This window comes from Streptomyces poriticola (genome assembly GCF_036689765.1).
In the GTDB taxonomy this organism is placed as follows: Bacteria; Actinomycetota; Actinomycetes; order Streptomycetales; family Streptomycetaceae; genus Streptomyces; species Streptomyces poriticola.
This window is the reverse complement of record NZ_JBAGKH010000001.1, coordinates 110,885-126,725: the sequence shown is the minus strand read 5'-3', so window position 1 is coordinate 126,725 and position 15,841 is coordinate 110,885. Positions and strand designations below refer to the sequence as shown.

At 73.6% G+C, this 15,841-nt stretch carries 10 protein-coding genes; 4 read left to right on the top strand and 6 right to left on the bottom strand.

The annotated features are described in order from the left end of the window. Nucleotides 1–53 precede the first annotated feature (53 nt). Nucleotides 54–1,193, top strand: a complete 1,140-nt coding sequence (lgt, locus tag V5O46_RS00515) for a prolipoprotein diacylglyceryl transferase (RefSeq protein ID WP_332882329.1) — start codon at nt 54–56, stop codon at nt 1,191–1,193. 87 nt (nt 1,194–1,280) lie between these two features. On the opposite strand, the gene V5O46_RS00510 is transcribed toward lgt, so the two are convergent. The 6 genes from V5O46_RS00510 to V5O46_RS00485 are packed head-to-tail and all read right to left on the bottom strand — an operon-like array spanning nt 1,281 to nt 8,358. Then, nucleotides 1,281–2,099: an HpcH/HpaI aldolase/citrate lyase family protein gene (locus V5O46_RS00510; protein WP_332882328.1), complete on the bottom strand. Its 819-nt coding sequence runs from the start codon at nt 2,097–2,099 to the stop codon at nt 1,281–1,283. Continuing rightward, nucleotides 2,096–3,328: a CaiB/BaiF CoA transferase family protein gene (locus V5O46_RS00505; protein ID WP_332882327.1), complete on the bottom strand. Its 1,233-nt coding sequence runs from the start codon at nt 3,326–3,328 to the stop codon at nt 2,096–2,098. Before V5O46_RS00505 ends, V5O46_RS00510 begins: the two co-directional genes overlap by 4 nt. Further along, nucleotides 3,325–4,722, bottom strand: a complete 1,398-nt coding sequence (locus tag V5O46_RS00500; protein ID WP_332882326.1) for an ADP-ribosylglycohydrolase family protein — start codon at nt 4,720–4,722, stop codon at nt 3,325–3,327. Before V5O46_RS00500 ends, V5O46_RS00505 begins: the two co-directional genes overlap by 4 nt. After that, nucleotides 4,710–5,873, bottom strand: a complete 1,164-nt coding sequence (locus V5O46_RS00495; protein WP_332882325.1) for an ADP-ribosylglycohydrolase family protein — start codon at nt 5,871–5,873, stop codon at nt 4,710–4,712. The genes V5O46_RS00500 and V5O46_RS00495 overlap by 13 nt, the downstream gene beginning before the upstream one ends. Next, entirely contained in the window at nt 5,822–7,339 is a 1,518-nt protein-coding gene (locus V5O46_RS00490) for an ADP-ribosylglycohydrolase family protein (RefSeq protein WP_332882324.1), read from the bottom strand. Before V5O46_RS00490 ends, V5O46_RS00495 begins: the two co-directional genes overlap by 52 nt. Next, the gene (locus V5O46_RS00485) at nt 7,336–8,358 is read right to left on the bottom strand and encodes an ADP-ribosylglycohydrolase family protein (protein ID WP_332882323.1); all 1,023 of its coding nucleotides are present in this window, start codon (nt 8,356–8,358) and stop codon (nt 7,336–7,338) included. Before V5O46_RS00485 ends, V5O46_RS00490 begins: the two co-directional genes overlap by 4 nt. A gap of 223 nt (nt 8,359–8,581) precedes the next feature. Between V5O46_RS00485 and V5O46_RS00480 the strand changes: the two genes are divergently transcribed. The 3 genes from V5O46_RS00480 (at nt 8,582) to V5O46_RS00470 (ending at nt 15,744) form a co-directional block, all read left to right on the top strand. Then, nucleotides 8,582–9,313, top strand: coding sequence for a VIT1/CCC1 transporter family protein (locus V5O46_RS00480; RefSeq protein ID WP_332882322.1), 732 nt, complete (start codon nt 8,582–8,584; stop codon nt 9,311–9,313). Between the two features lie 373 nt (nt 9,314–9,686). Further along, nucleotides 9,687–14,288, top strand: coding sequence for a glutamate synthase large subunit (gene gltB, locus V5O46_RS00475; protein WP_332882321.1), 4,602 nt, complete (start codon nt 9,687–9,689; stop codon nt 14,286–14,288). After that, nucleotides 14,281–15,744, top strand: coding sequence for a glutamate synthase subunit beta (locus tag V5O46_RS00470; RefSeq protein WP_332882320.1), 1,464 nt, complete (start codon nt 14,281–14,283; stop codon nt 15,742–15,744). The genes gltB and V5O46_RS00470 overlap by 8 nt, the downstream gene beginning before the upstream one ends. Nucleotides 15,745–15,841 lie beyond the last annotated feature (97 nt).

Below are 15,841 nucleotides of genomic sequence, written 5' to 3'. Positions count from 1 at the left end.
TAGCCGGGCTGCCCGGCGCGGGTCCGGCCCGGCACGGTAGCGTCGACCCTGCCATGGAACTTGCCTACATTCCCAGCCCGTCGCGCGGGGTGCTGTACCTCGGCCCCGTTCCGCTGCGCGGCTATGCGTTCTGCATCATCATCGGTGTCTTCGTCGCCGTCTGGCTCGGCGGCAGGCGCTGGGTCGCCCGCGGCGGGCGGGTCGGCACGGTGGCCGACATCGCGGTCTGGGCCGTTCCCTTCGGCCTGATCGGCGGCCGGCTCTACCACGTGATCACGGACTACCAGCTGTACTTCAGCGAGGGCCGTGACTGGGTCGACGCCTTCAAGATCTGGGAGGGCGGCCTCGGTATCTGGGGCGCCATCGCCTTCGGTGCGCTGGGCGCCTGGATCGGCTGCCGCCGCCGCGGCATCCCGCTGCCCGCGTACGCCGACGCCGTGGCCCCCGGCATCGCCGTCGCCCAGGCCATCGGCCGCTGGGGGAACTGGTTCAACCAGGAGCTGTACGGCAGGGCCACCGACCTGCCCTGGGCGGTGGAGATCACCTCGTCCGCGGACGGCAGGATCCCCGGCACCTACCACCCGACGTTCCTGTACGAGTCCCTGTGGTGCATCGGCGTCGCGGTGCTGGTGATCTGGGCCGACCGCCGGTTCAAGCTGGGCCACGGCCGGGCCTTCGCCCTGTACGTGGCGGCCTACTGCGCGGGCCGCTTCTGGATCGAGTACCTGCGCGTCGACGACGCCCACCACATCCTCGGCCTGCGGCTGAACAACTGGACCGCGCTGCTGGTCCTCCTGCTGGCGGTGGCCTACATCGTCGTGTCGGCGAAGAAGCGGCCCGGCCGGGAGGCCGTGGTCGAGCCCGCGGCGGAGGCCTCCGGCGACGCGTCCGGCACCGGCGACGCCTCCGACGCCGGCACGGACCCCGAGTCGGAGTCGGGCTCGGAGTCCGGCTCGGACTCCGCCGCCGGATCCGGCTCCGGGCCCGACGCGGCGTCCGGTGCCGGGACAGGCGAGGCAGGCGAGGCAGGCGAGGACGCAGCCGACGGCGACCGGGACGGAACGGCCGCCGAGGACGGCGGGGCCGGATCCGTCGGCGACGGCGATGCCGAGGGCGATGACGCCGGCGCCAAGTCCGGTGACGGGTCCGGCGACGACGTCACGGACGGTGCGGGGTCGGCCAAGAAGGGCTGACCTGCGGGGTCGGCAAGAAGGGCTGACCGGTCCCCGCAGGCACCAGGAGGGCGCCCCGGATCCGTTCCGGGGGCGCCCTCGTCGTGCTCAGACCCGGCGGCCGGCCAGTGCCAGCGTGCGCTGCGCCGTCGCCACCACCGCCGCGTCCACGAACCGCCCGTCCGGCAGCGCCTGGGCGCCCGGCTGGGCCGACGCCGCCTTCACGATCATCTCCGCGTCCTCCAGCTCCCGCTCGGTCGGCAGGTAGGCCCGTTCGATGATCGGCAGCTGGCGCGGATGGATCGCGGCCCGTCCGAGGAAGCCCAGGGCGCGCCCGTGGGCGCAGGACGCGGCGAGGCCCTCCAGGTCCCGGATGTCCCCATGCACCGACTGCGTCGGCGGGACCAGGCCCGCCGCCCGCGCCGCCACCACCACCCGTGAGCGGCACCAGTCGAGGCCGGTGTCGCCCAGTACGCCCAGGTCGGCGCGGAGGTCCGCCTCGCCGATCGCGACACCGCGCAGACAGGGATGCGCGGCGGCGATCGGGTGGGCCCGCTCGATGCCCAGCGCCGACTCCAGCAGCGCGTACAGCGGGGGACCGCCGGTGGCCTCGGCGACATGCAGGATCTGTTCGGCCGAGCTCACCTTGGGCAGCCTGAGCCCGTACAGTCCGGGCAGCTGGGCCACGGCCTTCAGATCCGCGGCCGCGAGCGGGCCGTCCAGGGCGTTGACGCGGACGTGCACCGGCACCGGCTGGGGCTCGCCGAGCAGCTCGGCGGTGGCGGCGCGGGCGTACTCCTTGCGGTCCGGGGCGACCGCGTCCTCCAGGTCGACCACCACCACGTCGGCGCCCGACGCCAGCGCCTTGGCGACCACCCGCGGTCGGTCGCCGGGGGCGTACAGCCAGGTCAACGCGGGTGCTGTCATACGGCGCCCTCCTCGCGCAGCAGCTTCAGGTCCCCCGGGGTCAGGCCCAGCTCGGTGAGCACCTCCTCGGTGTCCGCGCCGTGCGGGCGGCCCGCCCAGCGGATCGCGCCCGGCGTCGCGGAGAGCCGGAAGAGGACGTTCTGCATCCGCAGCGGGCCCAGCTCGGGGTCGTCGACGGTGGTGACGGTGTCCAGCGCCCGGTACTGCGGGTCGGTCATCACGTCCCGTACGTCCTGCACCGGGGCCACCGCCGCCTCGGCCTCCTCGAACGCGGCCAGCACCTCGGCGCGTCCGTGCCGGGCGATCCAGCCGCCGACCGCCTCGTCCAGCACCTCGGCGTGCCGGGCCCGGCCGTGGCCGGTGGCGAACCACGGTTCGTCGATCAGCTCGGGGCGGCCCACCAGCCGCAGTACCCGCTCGGCGACCGACTGGGCCGAGGTCGACACGGCGACCCAGGTCCCGTCGGCGGTGCGGTAGGTGTTGCGGGGGGCGTTGTTCTGGGAGCGGTTGCCGGTGCGCGGCTGGACATGGCCGAGCTGGTCGTACCAGATCGGCTGCGGTCCCAGCACGGTCAGGATCGGCTCGATGATCGCCATGTCGACGACCTGTCCCTCGCCGGTGCGGTCCCGGGCGGCGAGCGCGGTCAGCACCGCGTACGCCGTGGTCAGCCCGGCGATGGAGTCGGCGAGCCCGAACGGCGGCAGGGTCGGCGGCGCGTCCGGCTCGCCGGTCATCGCGGCGAAGCCGCTCATCGCCTCGGCGAGGGTGCCGAAGCCGGGCCGGTGCGCGTACGGGCCGAACTGCCCGAAGCCGGTGACCCGGGCGAGCACCAGCCGGGGGTTGATCTCGTGCAGTTCCGCCCAGCCCAGGCCCCACCGCTCCAGTGTGCCGGGCCGGAAGTTCTCGACGACGACGTCCGCGCCGGCGGCCAGCCGCAGCAGTGTGTCCCGGCCGCCGGGCTTGGACAGGTCCAGGGTGATGGTGCGCTTGTTGCGGCCGAGCAGCTTCCACCACAGGCCCACCCCGTCCTTGGCCGGGCCGTGGCCCCGGGACGGGTCGGGCCGGTCGGGGTGCTCGACCTTGACCACCTCGGCACCGAAGTCGCCGAGCAGGGTGGCGGCGAGCGGCCCGGCGAACAGGGTCGCGAGATCGAGGACGCGCACTCCTTCGAGCGGGGCCGCGGGTGCGGTCGTGCCGGCGGGCGCGGTCGTGTCGGCGGTGTCGGTCATGGGCGTGCGGCCTCCCGGTGGGTGAGCTGGGCGAGGGCGTCGAAGCCGGTGCCGTCGAAGTCCGCGACCGAGGTGGACAGCCGGTTCTTGAGCGGGGCCGTCCAGCGGTCGGGCAGGGCGGCGGGGGAGCCGGCCAGCAGCCCGGCGACGCTGCCGGCGGTCGCGCCGTCGGAGTCGGTGTCCCAGCCGCCGGACACGGCACGGCAGACCGAGCCGGTGAAATCGCCGTCGGCGTGGGTGAGGGCGGCGGCGATCAGCGCCGTGTTGGGGACGGCGTGCACCCAGTGGTGGTCGCGGTGGCGGGCGTGCAGCGCGTCCACGACCGTGTCGAAGTCGGCGTGCGCCGCGGCCAGTTCCACAGCCTCGCGGACGGCGCGGGCGAGGCGGGACGCGGGCGGTACGACGGTCAGGCCGGCGGCGAGGCAGGCGTGCACGTCCTGGGTGCCGGCTGCGGCGGTGGCGATCACCGCCGCCGTGAACATGGCGGCGTAGACGCCGTTGGCGGTGTGCGTGAGGGTGGCGTCCCGGTGGGCCTGGGCGGCGGCGGCCCCGGGGTCGCCGGGGTTGGTCCAGCCGTGCACGTCCGCGCGGATCAGGGCGCCGATCCACTCCCGGAAGGGGTTGCGGTGGCGGGCGGTGTGCGGGGGCTCCAGGCCGCTGAGGAGGTTGCGGTAGGCGACGCGCTCGGCGGTGAAGGTGCGGCCGGCGGGCAGCTCGTCGAGCCAGACGCGGGCCACGTCGCACGTGGTGAACGTCCGGCCGTGGCGCTGCAGGAGCAGCAGGTTGAGCACGGGGTAGTCGAGGTCGTCGTCCTCGGGCATGCCGTCGATGTGCTCGGCGAGGCTGGTCGCCGCCGAGCGGCGGTTCCAGGGGTAGGCCGCGGCGAGGTCGGCGGGGACGCCGCGGGCGGTGAAGTACGTGGTCAGCGGCCAGTTACCGGTGGCCCGGGCCAGGGCGCGGATGCCGGTGAGGGGGAGCTTCTCGACGGGTTTGCCCAGCAGGCAGCCCGCGGCCCGGCCCAGCCAGGCGGCTTCCAGACGGGCCGGGGCGGGGGCCGGGGGGCGGCCCTCCCCGCGAGCCCGCGCCGGAGGGGTGCCCGCAGGGCGTTGGTCGGGCCAGTCCGGACACAGGGCCCTGATCCGGGCCAGGTCGGTGGGCTCTGCGTCCGCCAGGGGGCTGGGCAGGTCGGCGAGTTCTTCGAGCAGGTCGGCCGCCAGCAGCCGCAGGTAGCGGGAGGGCGGCTGGGGGGACGCGCCCGAGCGGGGTGGTGCCTCGCCGCCGCCCGCCGCCGCCCAGCGGGCCGCGATCGCCGAGGGCTCGCGGCCGTCCTGGGCCGCCTGGCGCAGTTCGTGGCCGAGCAGGTCCTCGGGCTGGACCCAGGTCAGTCGGAGCACTCCGGTCCGCCTCCCATCGCGGTGAACGCCTCCTCGTGCGCGCGGCGCCGGCGCACGTCCCGGGCGAAGATCTCCCGGGTCACCCCGGCCAGGTCCGCGGCCGGGCGCCACAGGTCCAGCCGGCTCGCCTCGGACACCGCCTTGGCCCAGTCCTCCGGCACGGCCGAGCCCAGTGCCCCGGCGAGTGCGCCCGCCATGGTGGCGATCGAGTCGCAGTCCCGGCCGTAGTTGACCGCGCCGAGCACCGCGTGCCGGTAGTCGCCGCCGGCCACCAGCAGCATGCCGAGCGCGACCGGGAGCTCCTCGATCGCGTGCAGCCGGGACGGGCGTCGGGCGCCCAGCGACGGGGACCGGTAGTCGGGGCCCACCGTGTCGAAGGGGGCCACCGCCTCGCGCAGCGGTCCGAGCGCCGACTCGAAGTCCGAGTGCCGGGCGGCGACCTCGCAGACCCGTTCGACCGCCTCCCGGGTGCCGTCCTTGGCCAGGGCCAGGCCGGCCGTCACGACCGAGTCCGGGGTGGCGCCGGGTGCGCACGCCGCCGCCACGGCCGCCGCGAGGACGCCGGCCGCCTCACGGCCGTACGAGGACTGGTGCGCCCCGGCGATGTCGAGCGCCTCGGCGTACGCGCCCGCGGGGTCGGCGGCGTTGACCAGGCCGACCGGGGCCATGTACATCGCGGCACCGCAGTTGACGATGTTGCCGGTCCCCGCCTCGCGGGGGTCGGCATGGCCGTAGTGGAGCCGGGCCACCAGCCATTTCTCGGCGAGGAAGATCCGCTGTAGCGGGAGCGCCTCGGCCTGGAGCTCCGGGATCCACCGCGGGTGGGTCATCAGGTCGGGCACCAGGTGGTCGGCGATCGCGTAGGCGTCGAGATGGTCGCGGACCGTGGCGTACACCCGGACCAGTGCGTGGGTCATCAGGGTGTCGTCGGTGACGTGACCGTCGCCCTTGTGGTACGGGGCGATCGGGCGGGCGGTGCGCCAGGCGTCGCCGTGCCAGGGGCCGACGATGCCGTGGATCCGGCCGCCGTGGCGTTCGGCGATCTGCTCGGGGGAGTAGCCCTCGACCGGACCCCCGAGCGCGTCGCCGACCGCCGCGCCTACCAGGGCTCCGGTGATCCGCTCGTCCAGTCCTGCTGTGGTGGCGGGCATGTGTCGCATCCTTCGGTCGGGCCGTGCTCCGGGCGGTCCGTCCCGGGAGGCGGGTGTGCCGGTCGTTCCCCGGGTCGGGGCGGCCGGGCGGCCTCGAGGAGGCCGGCGAGTTCGACCAGGTCCGTGCCGGTGAGCCGGGGCAGGACGCAGCCGGAGAGGGTGCGGCACGCGTCCCGCCAGGACGCCGGGACCGCGGCGGCTCCGCCGAGCGCTCCGGTCAGGGCGCCGGCCAGCGCCGGGGCGGAGTCGGCGACCCGGGACAGACAGGCCGCGGCCGGTACCGCCTGGGCGATCCGGCCGTCGGCGGCGATGGCCAGGGCGAGGGCGACCGGGACGGTCTCGGCGGCGGCGATGCCGTAGCTGTAGACGTGGTCGACGATCTGGTGCTCGAGCAGCGGGACCAGCGCGAAGGTGCTGTCGGCGGCGGCCGCCAGGACCAGGGCCTGCCGGGCGTTGCGGCCGATCTCCGTCTCCTCGGGCAGTTCGGCGAGCGCGGCGGTCACACAGGCGTGCACATCGGCGCCGTCGAGGGCGCAGGCGACCGCCGCGGCCATCGCCCGGGCGCCGTGCACGCCGTCGCCGTCCTGGGTGTACCGGGCGTCGAACTCGGCGAGGCCGGCGGCGCCCCGCGGGTCGCCGGGGTGGGCGACGGCGAGGACACAGGCACGGACGCAGGCCGCGTCGTCGAAGTGGTGCGGGTTGTCGTGGCCGGTGGCGGGCGGGCGCAGGCCGGTGGCGAGGTTGCCGAGGCCGGCCCGGACGGAGATACGGGCGCGCGGCGGGAGCACCGCCGACTCCGTCTCCGGGGCGCGCTCGGTGGCGGCGGCGATCTCGGCGGCGACGGCGTTCCAGGTGAGGTCGATGGCGGCCCGGGTGCGGCGTTCCCGGCTGAGGTCGCCGAGCGCCCCGTCGTCGCCGGCGCGCAGCACCGCCTCCGCCGCGAACGCCGCCCACTCGGCGTCGTCGGAGGGGCCGAGGCGCAGCGGCTCGGGGGGCTGGTTCAGGGCGATCGGGACGGGCAGGGTGGTGGTCGCGTTCTGCTCGGCGAAGGTGTCCAGCTCACGGGTGAGCCGACGGGTCCACTCCGGCATCCGTGCGGCCCGGTGCCGGGCGGCGGGCCAGCCGGCGGCGTCGCCCGCGGCCAGGCCGAGGAGCATGCCCTCGATGCGGGTCGCCTCCGGTGGTGCGGTGGGGGAGCCGGCCTCGGCATCGCCCTGTGTGGTCTTCCCGCCCGCGGCGCCCGTGCGGCTCCCGCCGCCGGGTGCGGGTGGCCCCGGTGGGCGGAGAGCGCCGTCGGCGGGTGCGGCCCCGTCGACAAGTGCGTCTGCCGCGGCGGGCGGGGCTTCGGGCGCGGGGGCGGTGCTGACCGCGACTCGCGCCTCGGCCGTGGACGTGGTCGCGGGCTCCGCCGCCGGTGCGAGGGAGGTGTGCGGTGTGCCCTCGTCCCAGGGGCCCGGGGGCCTCACGGGGCGGGCTCCGGCCCGGTCCGGGGGACCAGCAGGTCGGCCACCTCCAGGACATGGTGGCCGGCCATCGCCGGCAGACAGCTGCCGCGGGCCGGGCCGATGACCCGGGCCCACTCCGCCGGGACGGCGCCGGCGCCCTGGCCGGCACCGGCCAGGGCGCCGGCCACCGCCGCGGTCGTGTCGGCGTCGCGGCCCATGTTCACGGCCGTCAGGACGGCATCGGTGAACTCCCCGTCCGCCGCCGCGTAGGCGCCGAAGGCGAGGGCGACCGCCTCGGGCGCCAGGTCGGTCCACGGGTAGCCGCCGATGACCACCGCCCGGCGCACGGCCCGCTCGCCGCGGTGGGCGGCCGTTATCGCCCGGCGCAGGCACCGCGCCGTCCAGGAGTCGTCGGGGACGACGGCGAGCGCGGAGGCCACGACCGCGGTCGGCGGCGCGCCCGCCATCGCCGCGGCGACACCCGCCGCCACCGCCTGGCCGCCGTAGATGCCCTCGCCGTCGTGGCTGACCGAGCCGTCGATCGCGACCAGCCTGGCCGCCTCCGCGGGCCGGCCCGCGGCGAAGACGCCGTAGGGGGCGGCGCGCATGGCCAGTCCGTCGCTCCAGGCGTGCCGGTGCTGGGCGGAGATGGGGGCGGCCAGACCCCGGCGCAGGTTCTCCAGCGTGCCGCGTTCGCTGAAGCCCGCGCCGCGGAACGGCCCCTCCTCGCGGTCCGCGATCCACTCGTGCCAGGCCGCCTCCACGTGGGCCGGGGTGAGCGCGGAGCCGTGCCGGGCCACCAGCAGCCCGGAGAAGATCGCGTACTCGGTGTCGTCCGTGCCGCACGGCCGCTGGGCCACGAACCCGGTGATCCGGCCCCAGCGGGCCCGGATCTCGGAGGGCTTCAGATTCTCGGCCGGCGCCCCGAGGGCGTCTCCGACGGCCAGTCCGAGGAGCGCGCCGCGTGCCCGGTCACGGAGTTCAGCGGCGTCGTCGGGCGCGGGCACCGGGGGAATGCAGGCGGTCGGCGTCCGTGTCATGCGGCCTCTCCTCTCCCTTTGCGGAACTGTCCCCGGTGCACGGTCCGCCGCAGCCTCACCGGCCGCAGTGTCACCCGGTCGACATATGCGCAGAACCTCGCACGGATGAGCGATCAAAGGTAAAACCGCAGGTAAGCGCAGCCTTTCCTTGCTGGCGAGCGCGCGGTGAGAGGCGTACATTTGTCAATGTAGAAAGTTGGATTCAGTCCAAAGAGGGGTTTCCGTGGCCATCATCGAGACCGAAGCGGCACTGCACGACGCGCACCGCGACAACCACACCCACCGCGATGTCAACGGCGGCTGGCTGCGCCCCGCGGTGTTCGGCGCGATGGATGGACTGGTCTCCAACCTCGCCCTGATGACCGGCGTCGCGGGTGGCGCCGTCGGTCAGCAGGCGATCGTGCTCAGCGGCCTGGCCGGCCTGGCCGCCGGCGCCTTCTCCATGGCCGCGGGCGAGTACACCTCCGTCGCCTCGCAGCGCGAGCTCGTCGAGGCGGAGCTGGACGTGGAGCGCCGCGAGCTGCGCAAGCACCCCAAGGACGAGGAGGCGGAGCTGGCCGCGCTCTACCAGTCGCGCGGTGTCGAGCCCGGGCTCGCCCGCGAGGTGGCCCGGCAGCTCTCGCACGACCCCGAGCAGGCCCTGGAGATCCACGCCCGCGAGGAGCTCGGCATAGACCCCGGCGATCTCCCCTCGCCCACCGTCGCGGCCGTGTCGTCGTTCGGGTCCTTCGCGCTGGGTGCCCTGGTCCCCGTGCTGCCCTATCTGCTCGGGGCGAGCGCGCTGTGGCCCGCGGTGCTGCTGGCGCTCGCCGGGCTGTTCCTGTGCGGTGCCGTGGTGGCCAGGGTGACCGCACGGAGCTGGTGGTACAGCGGGCTTCGGCAGCTCGCGCTGGGCGGTGCGGCGGCCGGTGTGACGTACGCCCTGGGCACGCTGTTCGGAACGGCCCTAGGATAGCCGGGCCCGAACATATGCAAGGGACTGCATAAGTAGCCGTTACTCGCTGGTTTCGAGTGCGTGACCACCGGGCATGAGCCGTAAGCGCTGTGAGCAATGAGGCTCGCCGCGCGTCCGCGGGACGGGCGACGAAGCCCGCCCCGCCTCCCGGGCCGGACCGGACATCGATCTGTCCGGCGGGCCCCCACAGCTTCCGCCGCCGGGCGCGGTACCCAGCCCGAACCCCGTGTGGCGTCCGCATGCTGGGACGGAGTATCCGCTTCCCGAGAACCGCTCCATCATGTAGCCTGCACGAAATTTTGCTGACACACGCAGAGGGCCAACGTCGTCCCTCGGCACCTGCACATGCCACCTGACGACGACGGGAGAGCCGATGCGTACGCCGCGCCAGCCGTCCCAGCACTCCACGAGCGACCGCGTGAACTGGTCGTTCATGGATGCTCGCCCTGCTGCGCAGGGTATGTACGACCCCCGCAACGAGCACGACGCCTGCGGCGTCGGCTTCGTCGCCACCCTCACCGGCGAGGCGTCCCACACCCTGGTCGATCAGGCCCTGACCGTGCTGCGCAACCTGGAGCACCGCGGCGCCACCGGCTCCGAGCCGGACTCGGGTGACGGCGCCGGCATCCTCTCCCAGGTCCCCGACGTGTTCCTGCGCGAGGTCGCGGGATTCGACCTGCCCGAGGCCGGGGCGTACGCCGTCGGCATCGCCTTCCTGCCGGAGGACGGCACCGACGACGCCGTCTCGGCCATCGAGACGATCGCGTCCGAGGAGGGGCTGACCGTTCTCGGCTGGCGCGAGGTCCCCGTCGCCCCGCAGCTGCTCGGTGCCACCGCCCGCTCCACGATGCCGGTCTTCCGCCAGATCTTCGTGGCCGACGGCGCGTCCGAGGACATCGCCCTGGACCGCAAGGCGTTCGTGCTGCGCAAGCGCGCCGAGCGCGAGGCGGGTGTCTACTTCCCGTCGCTGTCCGCGCGGACCATCGTCTACAAGGGCATGCTCACCACGGGCCAGCTCGAGCCGTTCTTCCCGGACCTGTCCGACCGCCGCTTCGCCTCCGCGATCGCGCTGGTTCACTCCCGGTTCTCCACCAACACCTTCCCGTCCTGGCCGCTGGCCCACCCGTACCGCTTCGTCGCCCACAACGGCGAGATCAACACGGTCAAGGGCAACCGGAACTGGATGGTGGCGCGCGAGTCGCAGCTCGTCTCCGACCTGTTCGGCTCCTCCGAGCAGCAGCTGGAGCGGGTCTTCCCGGTCTGCACCCCCGACGCCTCCGACTCCGCCTCCTTCGACGAGGTCCTGGAGCTGCTGCACCTGGGCGGCCGTTCGCTGCCGCACTCGGTGCTGATGATGATCCCCGAGGCGTGGGAGAACCACGACTCCATGGACCCCGCGCGGCGCGCCTTCTACCAGTACCACTCCACGATGATGGAGCCCTGGGACGGCCCCGCCTGCGTCACCTTCACCGACGGCATCCAGGTCGGCGCCGTCCTGGACCGCAACGGCCTGCGCCCCGGCCGCTACTGGGTCACCGACGACGGCCTCGTCGTCCTCGGCTCCGAGGTCGGCGTTCTCGACATCGACCCCGCCAAGGTGGTCCGCAAGGGCCGGCTGCAGCCCGGCCGCATGTTCCTCGTGGACACCGCCGAGCACCGCATCATCGAGGACGACGAGATCAAGGCGCAGCTCGCCGCCGAGCAGCCCTACGCCGAATGGCTGGAGGCCGGCGAGATCGAGCTCGGCGACCTGCCCGAGCGCGAGCACATCGTCCACACCCACGCCTCGGTCACCCGCCGCCAGCAGACCTTCGGCTACACCGAGGAGGAGCTGCGCGTCCTCCTCGCACCGATGGCCAAGGCCGGCGCCGAGCCGATCGGCTCCATGGGCACCGACTCGCCGATCGCCGCGCTCTCCGACCGCCCGCGTCTGCTCTTCGACTACTTCACCCAGCTGTTCGCGCAGGTCACCAACCCGCCGCTGGACGCCATCCGCGAGGAACTGGTCACCTCGCTGCGCTCCTCGCTGGGCCCGCAGGGCAACCTGCTGGACCCGACCGCCGCCTCCTGCCGCAGCGTCGTGCTGCCCTTCCCGGTCATCGACAACGACGAGCTGGCCAAGCTCATCCACATCAACGCCGACGGCGACATGCCCGGCTTCAAGGCCGCCACCCTCTCCGGTCTGTACCGGGTGCACGGAGGCGGCGACGCACTGGCCGACCGGATCGAGGAGGTCTGCGCCGAGGCCGACGCCGCCATCGAGAACGGCGCCCGGCTGATCGTCCTGTCCGACCGGCACTCCGACGCCGAGCACGCCCCGATCCCGTCGCTGCTGCTCACCGCGGCCGTCCACCACCACCTCATCCGCACCAAGCAGCGCACCCAGGTGGGTCTGCTGGTCGAGGCCGGCGACGTCCGCGAGGTCCACCACGTCGCCCTGCTCATCGGTTACGGCGCCGCCGCCGTCAACCCCTACCTGGCGATGGAGTCCGTCGAGGACCTGGTCCGGGCCGGCACCTTCCTGCCCGGCAGCGAGCCCGAGACGGCGATCCGGAACCTGATCAAGGCGCTCGGCAAGGGCGTGCTCAAGGTGATGTCCAAGATGGGCATCTCCACCGTCGCCTCCTACCGCGGCGCCCAGGTCTTCGAGGCCGTCGGCCTCGACGAGCGCTTCGTGGAGAAGTACTTCAACGGCACCACCACCAAGATCGGCGGTGTCGGCATCGACGTCGTCGCCAAGGAGGTCGCCGCCCGCCACGCCAAGGCCTACCCCGCCTCCGGCATCGCTCCCGCGCACCGTGCGCTGGAGATCGGCGGCGAGTACCAGTGGCGCCGCGAGGGCGAGCCCCACCTGTTCGACCCGGAGACGGTCTTCCGGCTCCAGCACTCCACCCGCGCCGGCGAGTACGGCATCTTCAAGCAGTACACCGAGCGCGTGAACGAGCAGTCCGAGCGGCTGATGACGCTCCGCGGCCTGTTCGGCTTCAGGAGCGACCGCGAGCCGATCTCCGTCGACGAGGTCGAGCCGGTCTCCGAGATCGTCAAGCGGTTCTCCACCGGCGCCATGTCGTACGGCTCCATCTCCCGGGAGGCGCACGAGACCCTCGCCATCGCCATGAACCAGCTGGGCGGCAAGTCCAACACCGGTGAGGGCGGCGAGGACCCCGAGCGGCTGTACGACCCGGCGCGACGGTCGTCGATCAAGCAGGTCGCCTCCGGCCGCTTCGGCGTCACCAGCGAGTACCTGGTCAACTCGGACGACATCCAGATCAAGATGGCCCAGGGCGCCAAGCCCGGCGAGGGCGGCCAGCTGCCCGGCCACAAGGTCTACCCGTGGGTGGCCAAGACCCGGCACTCCACCCCGGGCGTGGGGCTCATCTCCCCGCCGCCGCACCACGACATCTACTCCATCGAGGATCTGGCCCAGCTGATCCACGACCTGAAGAACGCCAACCCGCAGGCCCGCATCCACGTCAAGCTGGTCTCCGAGGTCGGCGTCGGCACGGTCGCCGCGGGCGTGTCCAAGGCCCACGCGGACGTCGTCCTCATCTCCGGCCACGACGGCGGCACCGGCGCCTCCCCGCTGACGTCGCTCAAGCACGCGGGCGGCCCCTGGGAGCTCGGCCTGGCCGAGACCCAGCAGACGCTGCTGCTCAACGGTCTGCGCGACCGGATCGTGGTGCAGACCGACGGCCAGCTCAAGACCGGCCGCGACGTGGTCATCGCCGCGCTGCTCGGCGCCGAGGAGTTCGGTTTCGCCACCGCGCCGCTCGTGGTCTCCGGCTGCGTCATGATGCGCGTGTGCCACCTGGACACCTGTCCGGTCGGCATCGCCACCCAGAACCCGACGCTCCGTGACCGCTACTCCGGCAAGGCCGAGTACGTCGTCAACTTCTTCCGGTTCATCGCCGAGGAGGTCCGCGAGCTCCTCGCCGAACTGGGCTTCCGCTCCATCGACGAGGCCGTCGGCCACGCCGAGGCGCTCGACGTCACCCGCGCCATCGACCACTGGAAGGCGCAGGGCCTGGACCTGGAGCCGCTGTTCCACGTGCCCGAGCTGCCCGAGGGCGCGGTGCGCCACCAGCTGGTCGAGCAGGACCACGGCCTGGAGAAGGCGCTCGACAACGAGCTGATCAAGCTCGCCGCCGACGCGCTCGCCGCCGCCGGCGCCGCCGAGGCGCAGCCGGTCCGCGCCCAGGTCGCCATCCGCAACATCAACCGCACCGTCGGCACCATGCTCGGCCACGAGGTGACCAAGAAGTTCGGCGGCGCGGGCCTGCCCGACGACACCATCGACATCACCTTCACCGGCTCCGCCGGCCAGTCCTTCGGCGCCTTCGTGCCGCGCGGTGTCACGCTGCGCCTGGAGGGCGACGCCAACGACTACGTCGGCAAGGGCCTGTCCGGCGGCCGGATCGTGGTCCGCCCGGACCGCGGTGCCGACCACCTCGCCGAGTACAGCGTCATCGCCGGCAACACCCTCGCCTACGGCGCCACCGGCGGCGAGATGTTCCTGCGCGGCAAGGTCGGTGAGCGGTTCTGTGTCCGCAACTCCGGCGCCACGGTCGTCTCCGAGGGTGTGGGTGACCACGGCTGCGAGTACATGACCGGTGGTCACGCGGTCGTCCTCGGCGAGACCGGGCGCAACTTCGCGGCCGGCATGTCGGGCGGCATCGCGTACGTCATCGACCTCGACCGGGACAACGTCAACGCCGGCAACCTGGCCGCAGTGGAGGCGCTGGACGACACCGACCGGCAGTGGCTGCAGGGCGTCGTGCGCCGGCACCACGAGGAGACGGGCTCCACCGTCGCCGAGAAGCTGCTCGCCGAGTGGGACACGGCCGTGGAGCGCTTCAGCAAGATCATCCCCAGCACCTACAAGGCAGTGCTCGCCGCCAAGGACGCCGCCGAGCGAGCCGGTCTCTCCGAGTCCGAGACCCACGAGAAGATGATGGAGGCGGCGATCAATGGCTGACCCGAAGGGCTTTCTGAACCACGGCCGCGAGGTCGCCAAGTCCCGTCCCGTCGACGAGCGGGTCCGGGACTGGAACGAGGTCTACGTCCCCGGCTCCCTGCTGCCGATCATCAGCAAGCAGGCCGGCCGGTGCATGGACTGCGGTATCCCGTTCTGCCACAACGGCTGCCCGCTGGGGAACCTGATCCCCGAGTGGAACGACTACGCCTACCGCGAGGACTGGGGCGCCGCGAGCGAGCGGCTGCACGCCACCAACAACTTCCCCGAGTTCACGGGCCGGCTCTGCCCCGCCCCGTGCGAGTCGGCGTGCGTGCTCGGCATCAACCAGCCGGCGGTCACCATCAAGAACGTCGAGGTCTCGATCATCGACAAGGCGTGGGAGACGGGCGACGTCGCCCCGCAGATCCCCGAGCGCCTGTCCGGCAAGACCGTCGCCGTCATCGGCTCCGGCCCGGCCGGGCTGGCCGCCGCCCAGCAGCTGACCCGGGCCGGCCACACCGTCGCCGTCTACGAGCGCGCCGACCGCGTCGGCGGCCTGCTCCGCTACGGCATCCCCGAGTTCAAGATGGAGAAGCGGCACATCAACCGCCGTATCGAGCAGATGCGCGCCGAGGGCACCCGCTTCCGCACCGGCGTCGAGATCGGCCGCGACCTCAAGGCGACCGACCTGAAGAAGCGGTACGACGCCGTGGTCCTGGCCGTCGGCGCCACCACCGCCCGCGACCTGCCGGTCCCCGGCCGCGAGCTCAGCGGCATCCACCAGGCGATGGAGTACCTGCCGCTGGCCAACAAGGTCCAGGAGGGCGACTACGTCGCGCCGCCGATCAGCGCCGAGGGCAAGCACGTCGTCGTCATCGGCGGCGGCGACACCGGCGCCGACTGCGTGGGTACCGCCCACCGCCAGGGCGCGGCCTCCGTCACCCAGCTGGAGATCATGCCCCGGCCGAACGACGAGCGGGACGCGCTGCGCCAGCCGTGGCCGACCTTCCCGATGCTCTACAAGGTCACCTCGGCGCACGAGGAGGGCGGCGAGCGGGTCTACTCCGTCTCCACCACCCACTTCGAGGGCGACGAGGACGGCAATGTGCAGTGGCTGCACCTGACCGAGGTGGAGTTCGTCGACGGCAAGCTGACCCCGAAGCCGGGCACCGAGCGCAAGATCCCGGCCCAGCTGGTCACCCTCGCCATGGGCTTCACCGGACCGGACCGGGAGAACGGCCTGGTGGACCAGTTCGGTCTGGACCTCGACGCGCGGGGTAACATCGCTCGCGACGGCGATTTCCAGACCAACGTCCCGGGCGTCTTCGTCGCCGGTGACGCCGGCCGCGGCCAGTCGCTCATCGTGTGGGCGATCGCCGAGGGCCGCTCGGCCGCCCGCGGGGTGGACCGCTTCCTGACCGGCGCCAGCGACCTGCCGGCCCCGATCCGCCCGACCGACCGGGCACTGGCGGTCTGACCGCCGCCCGCACAGACGTCCCGTACAAAGGCGTGCGGAACACAGACGGCGCCTGCCCCTGTCCCCGACCGGACGGGCAGGCGCCGTCGCCTTTGCT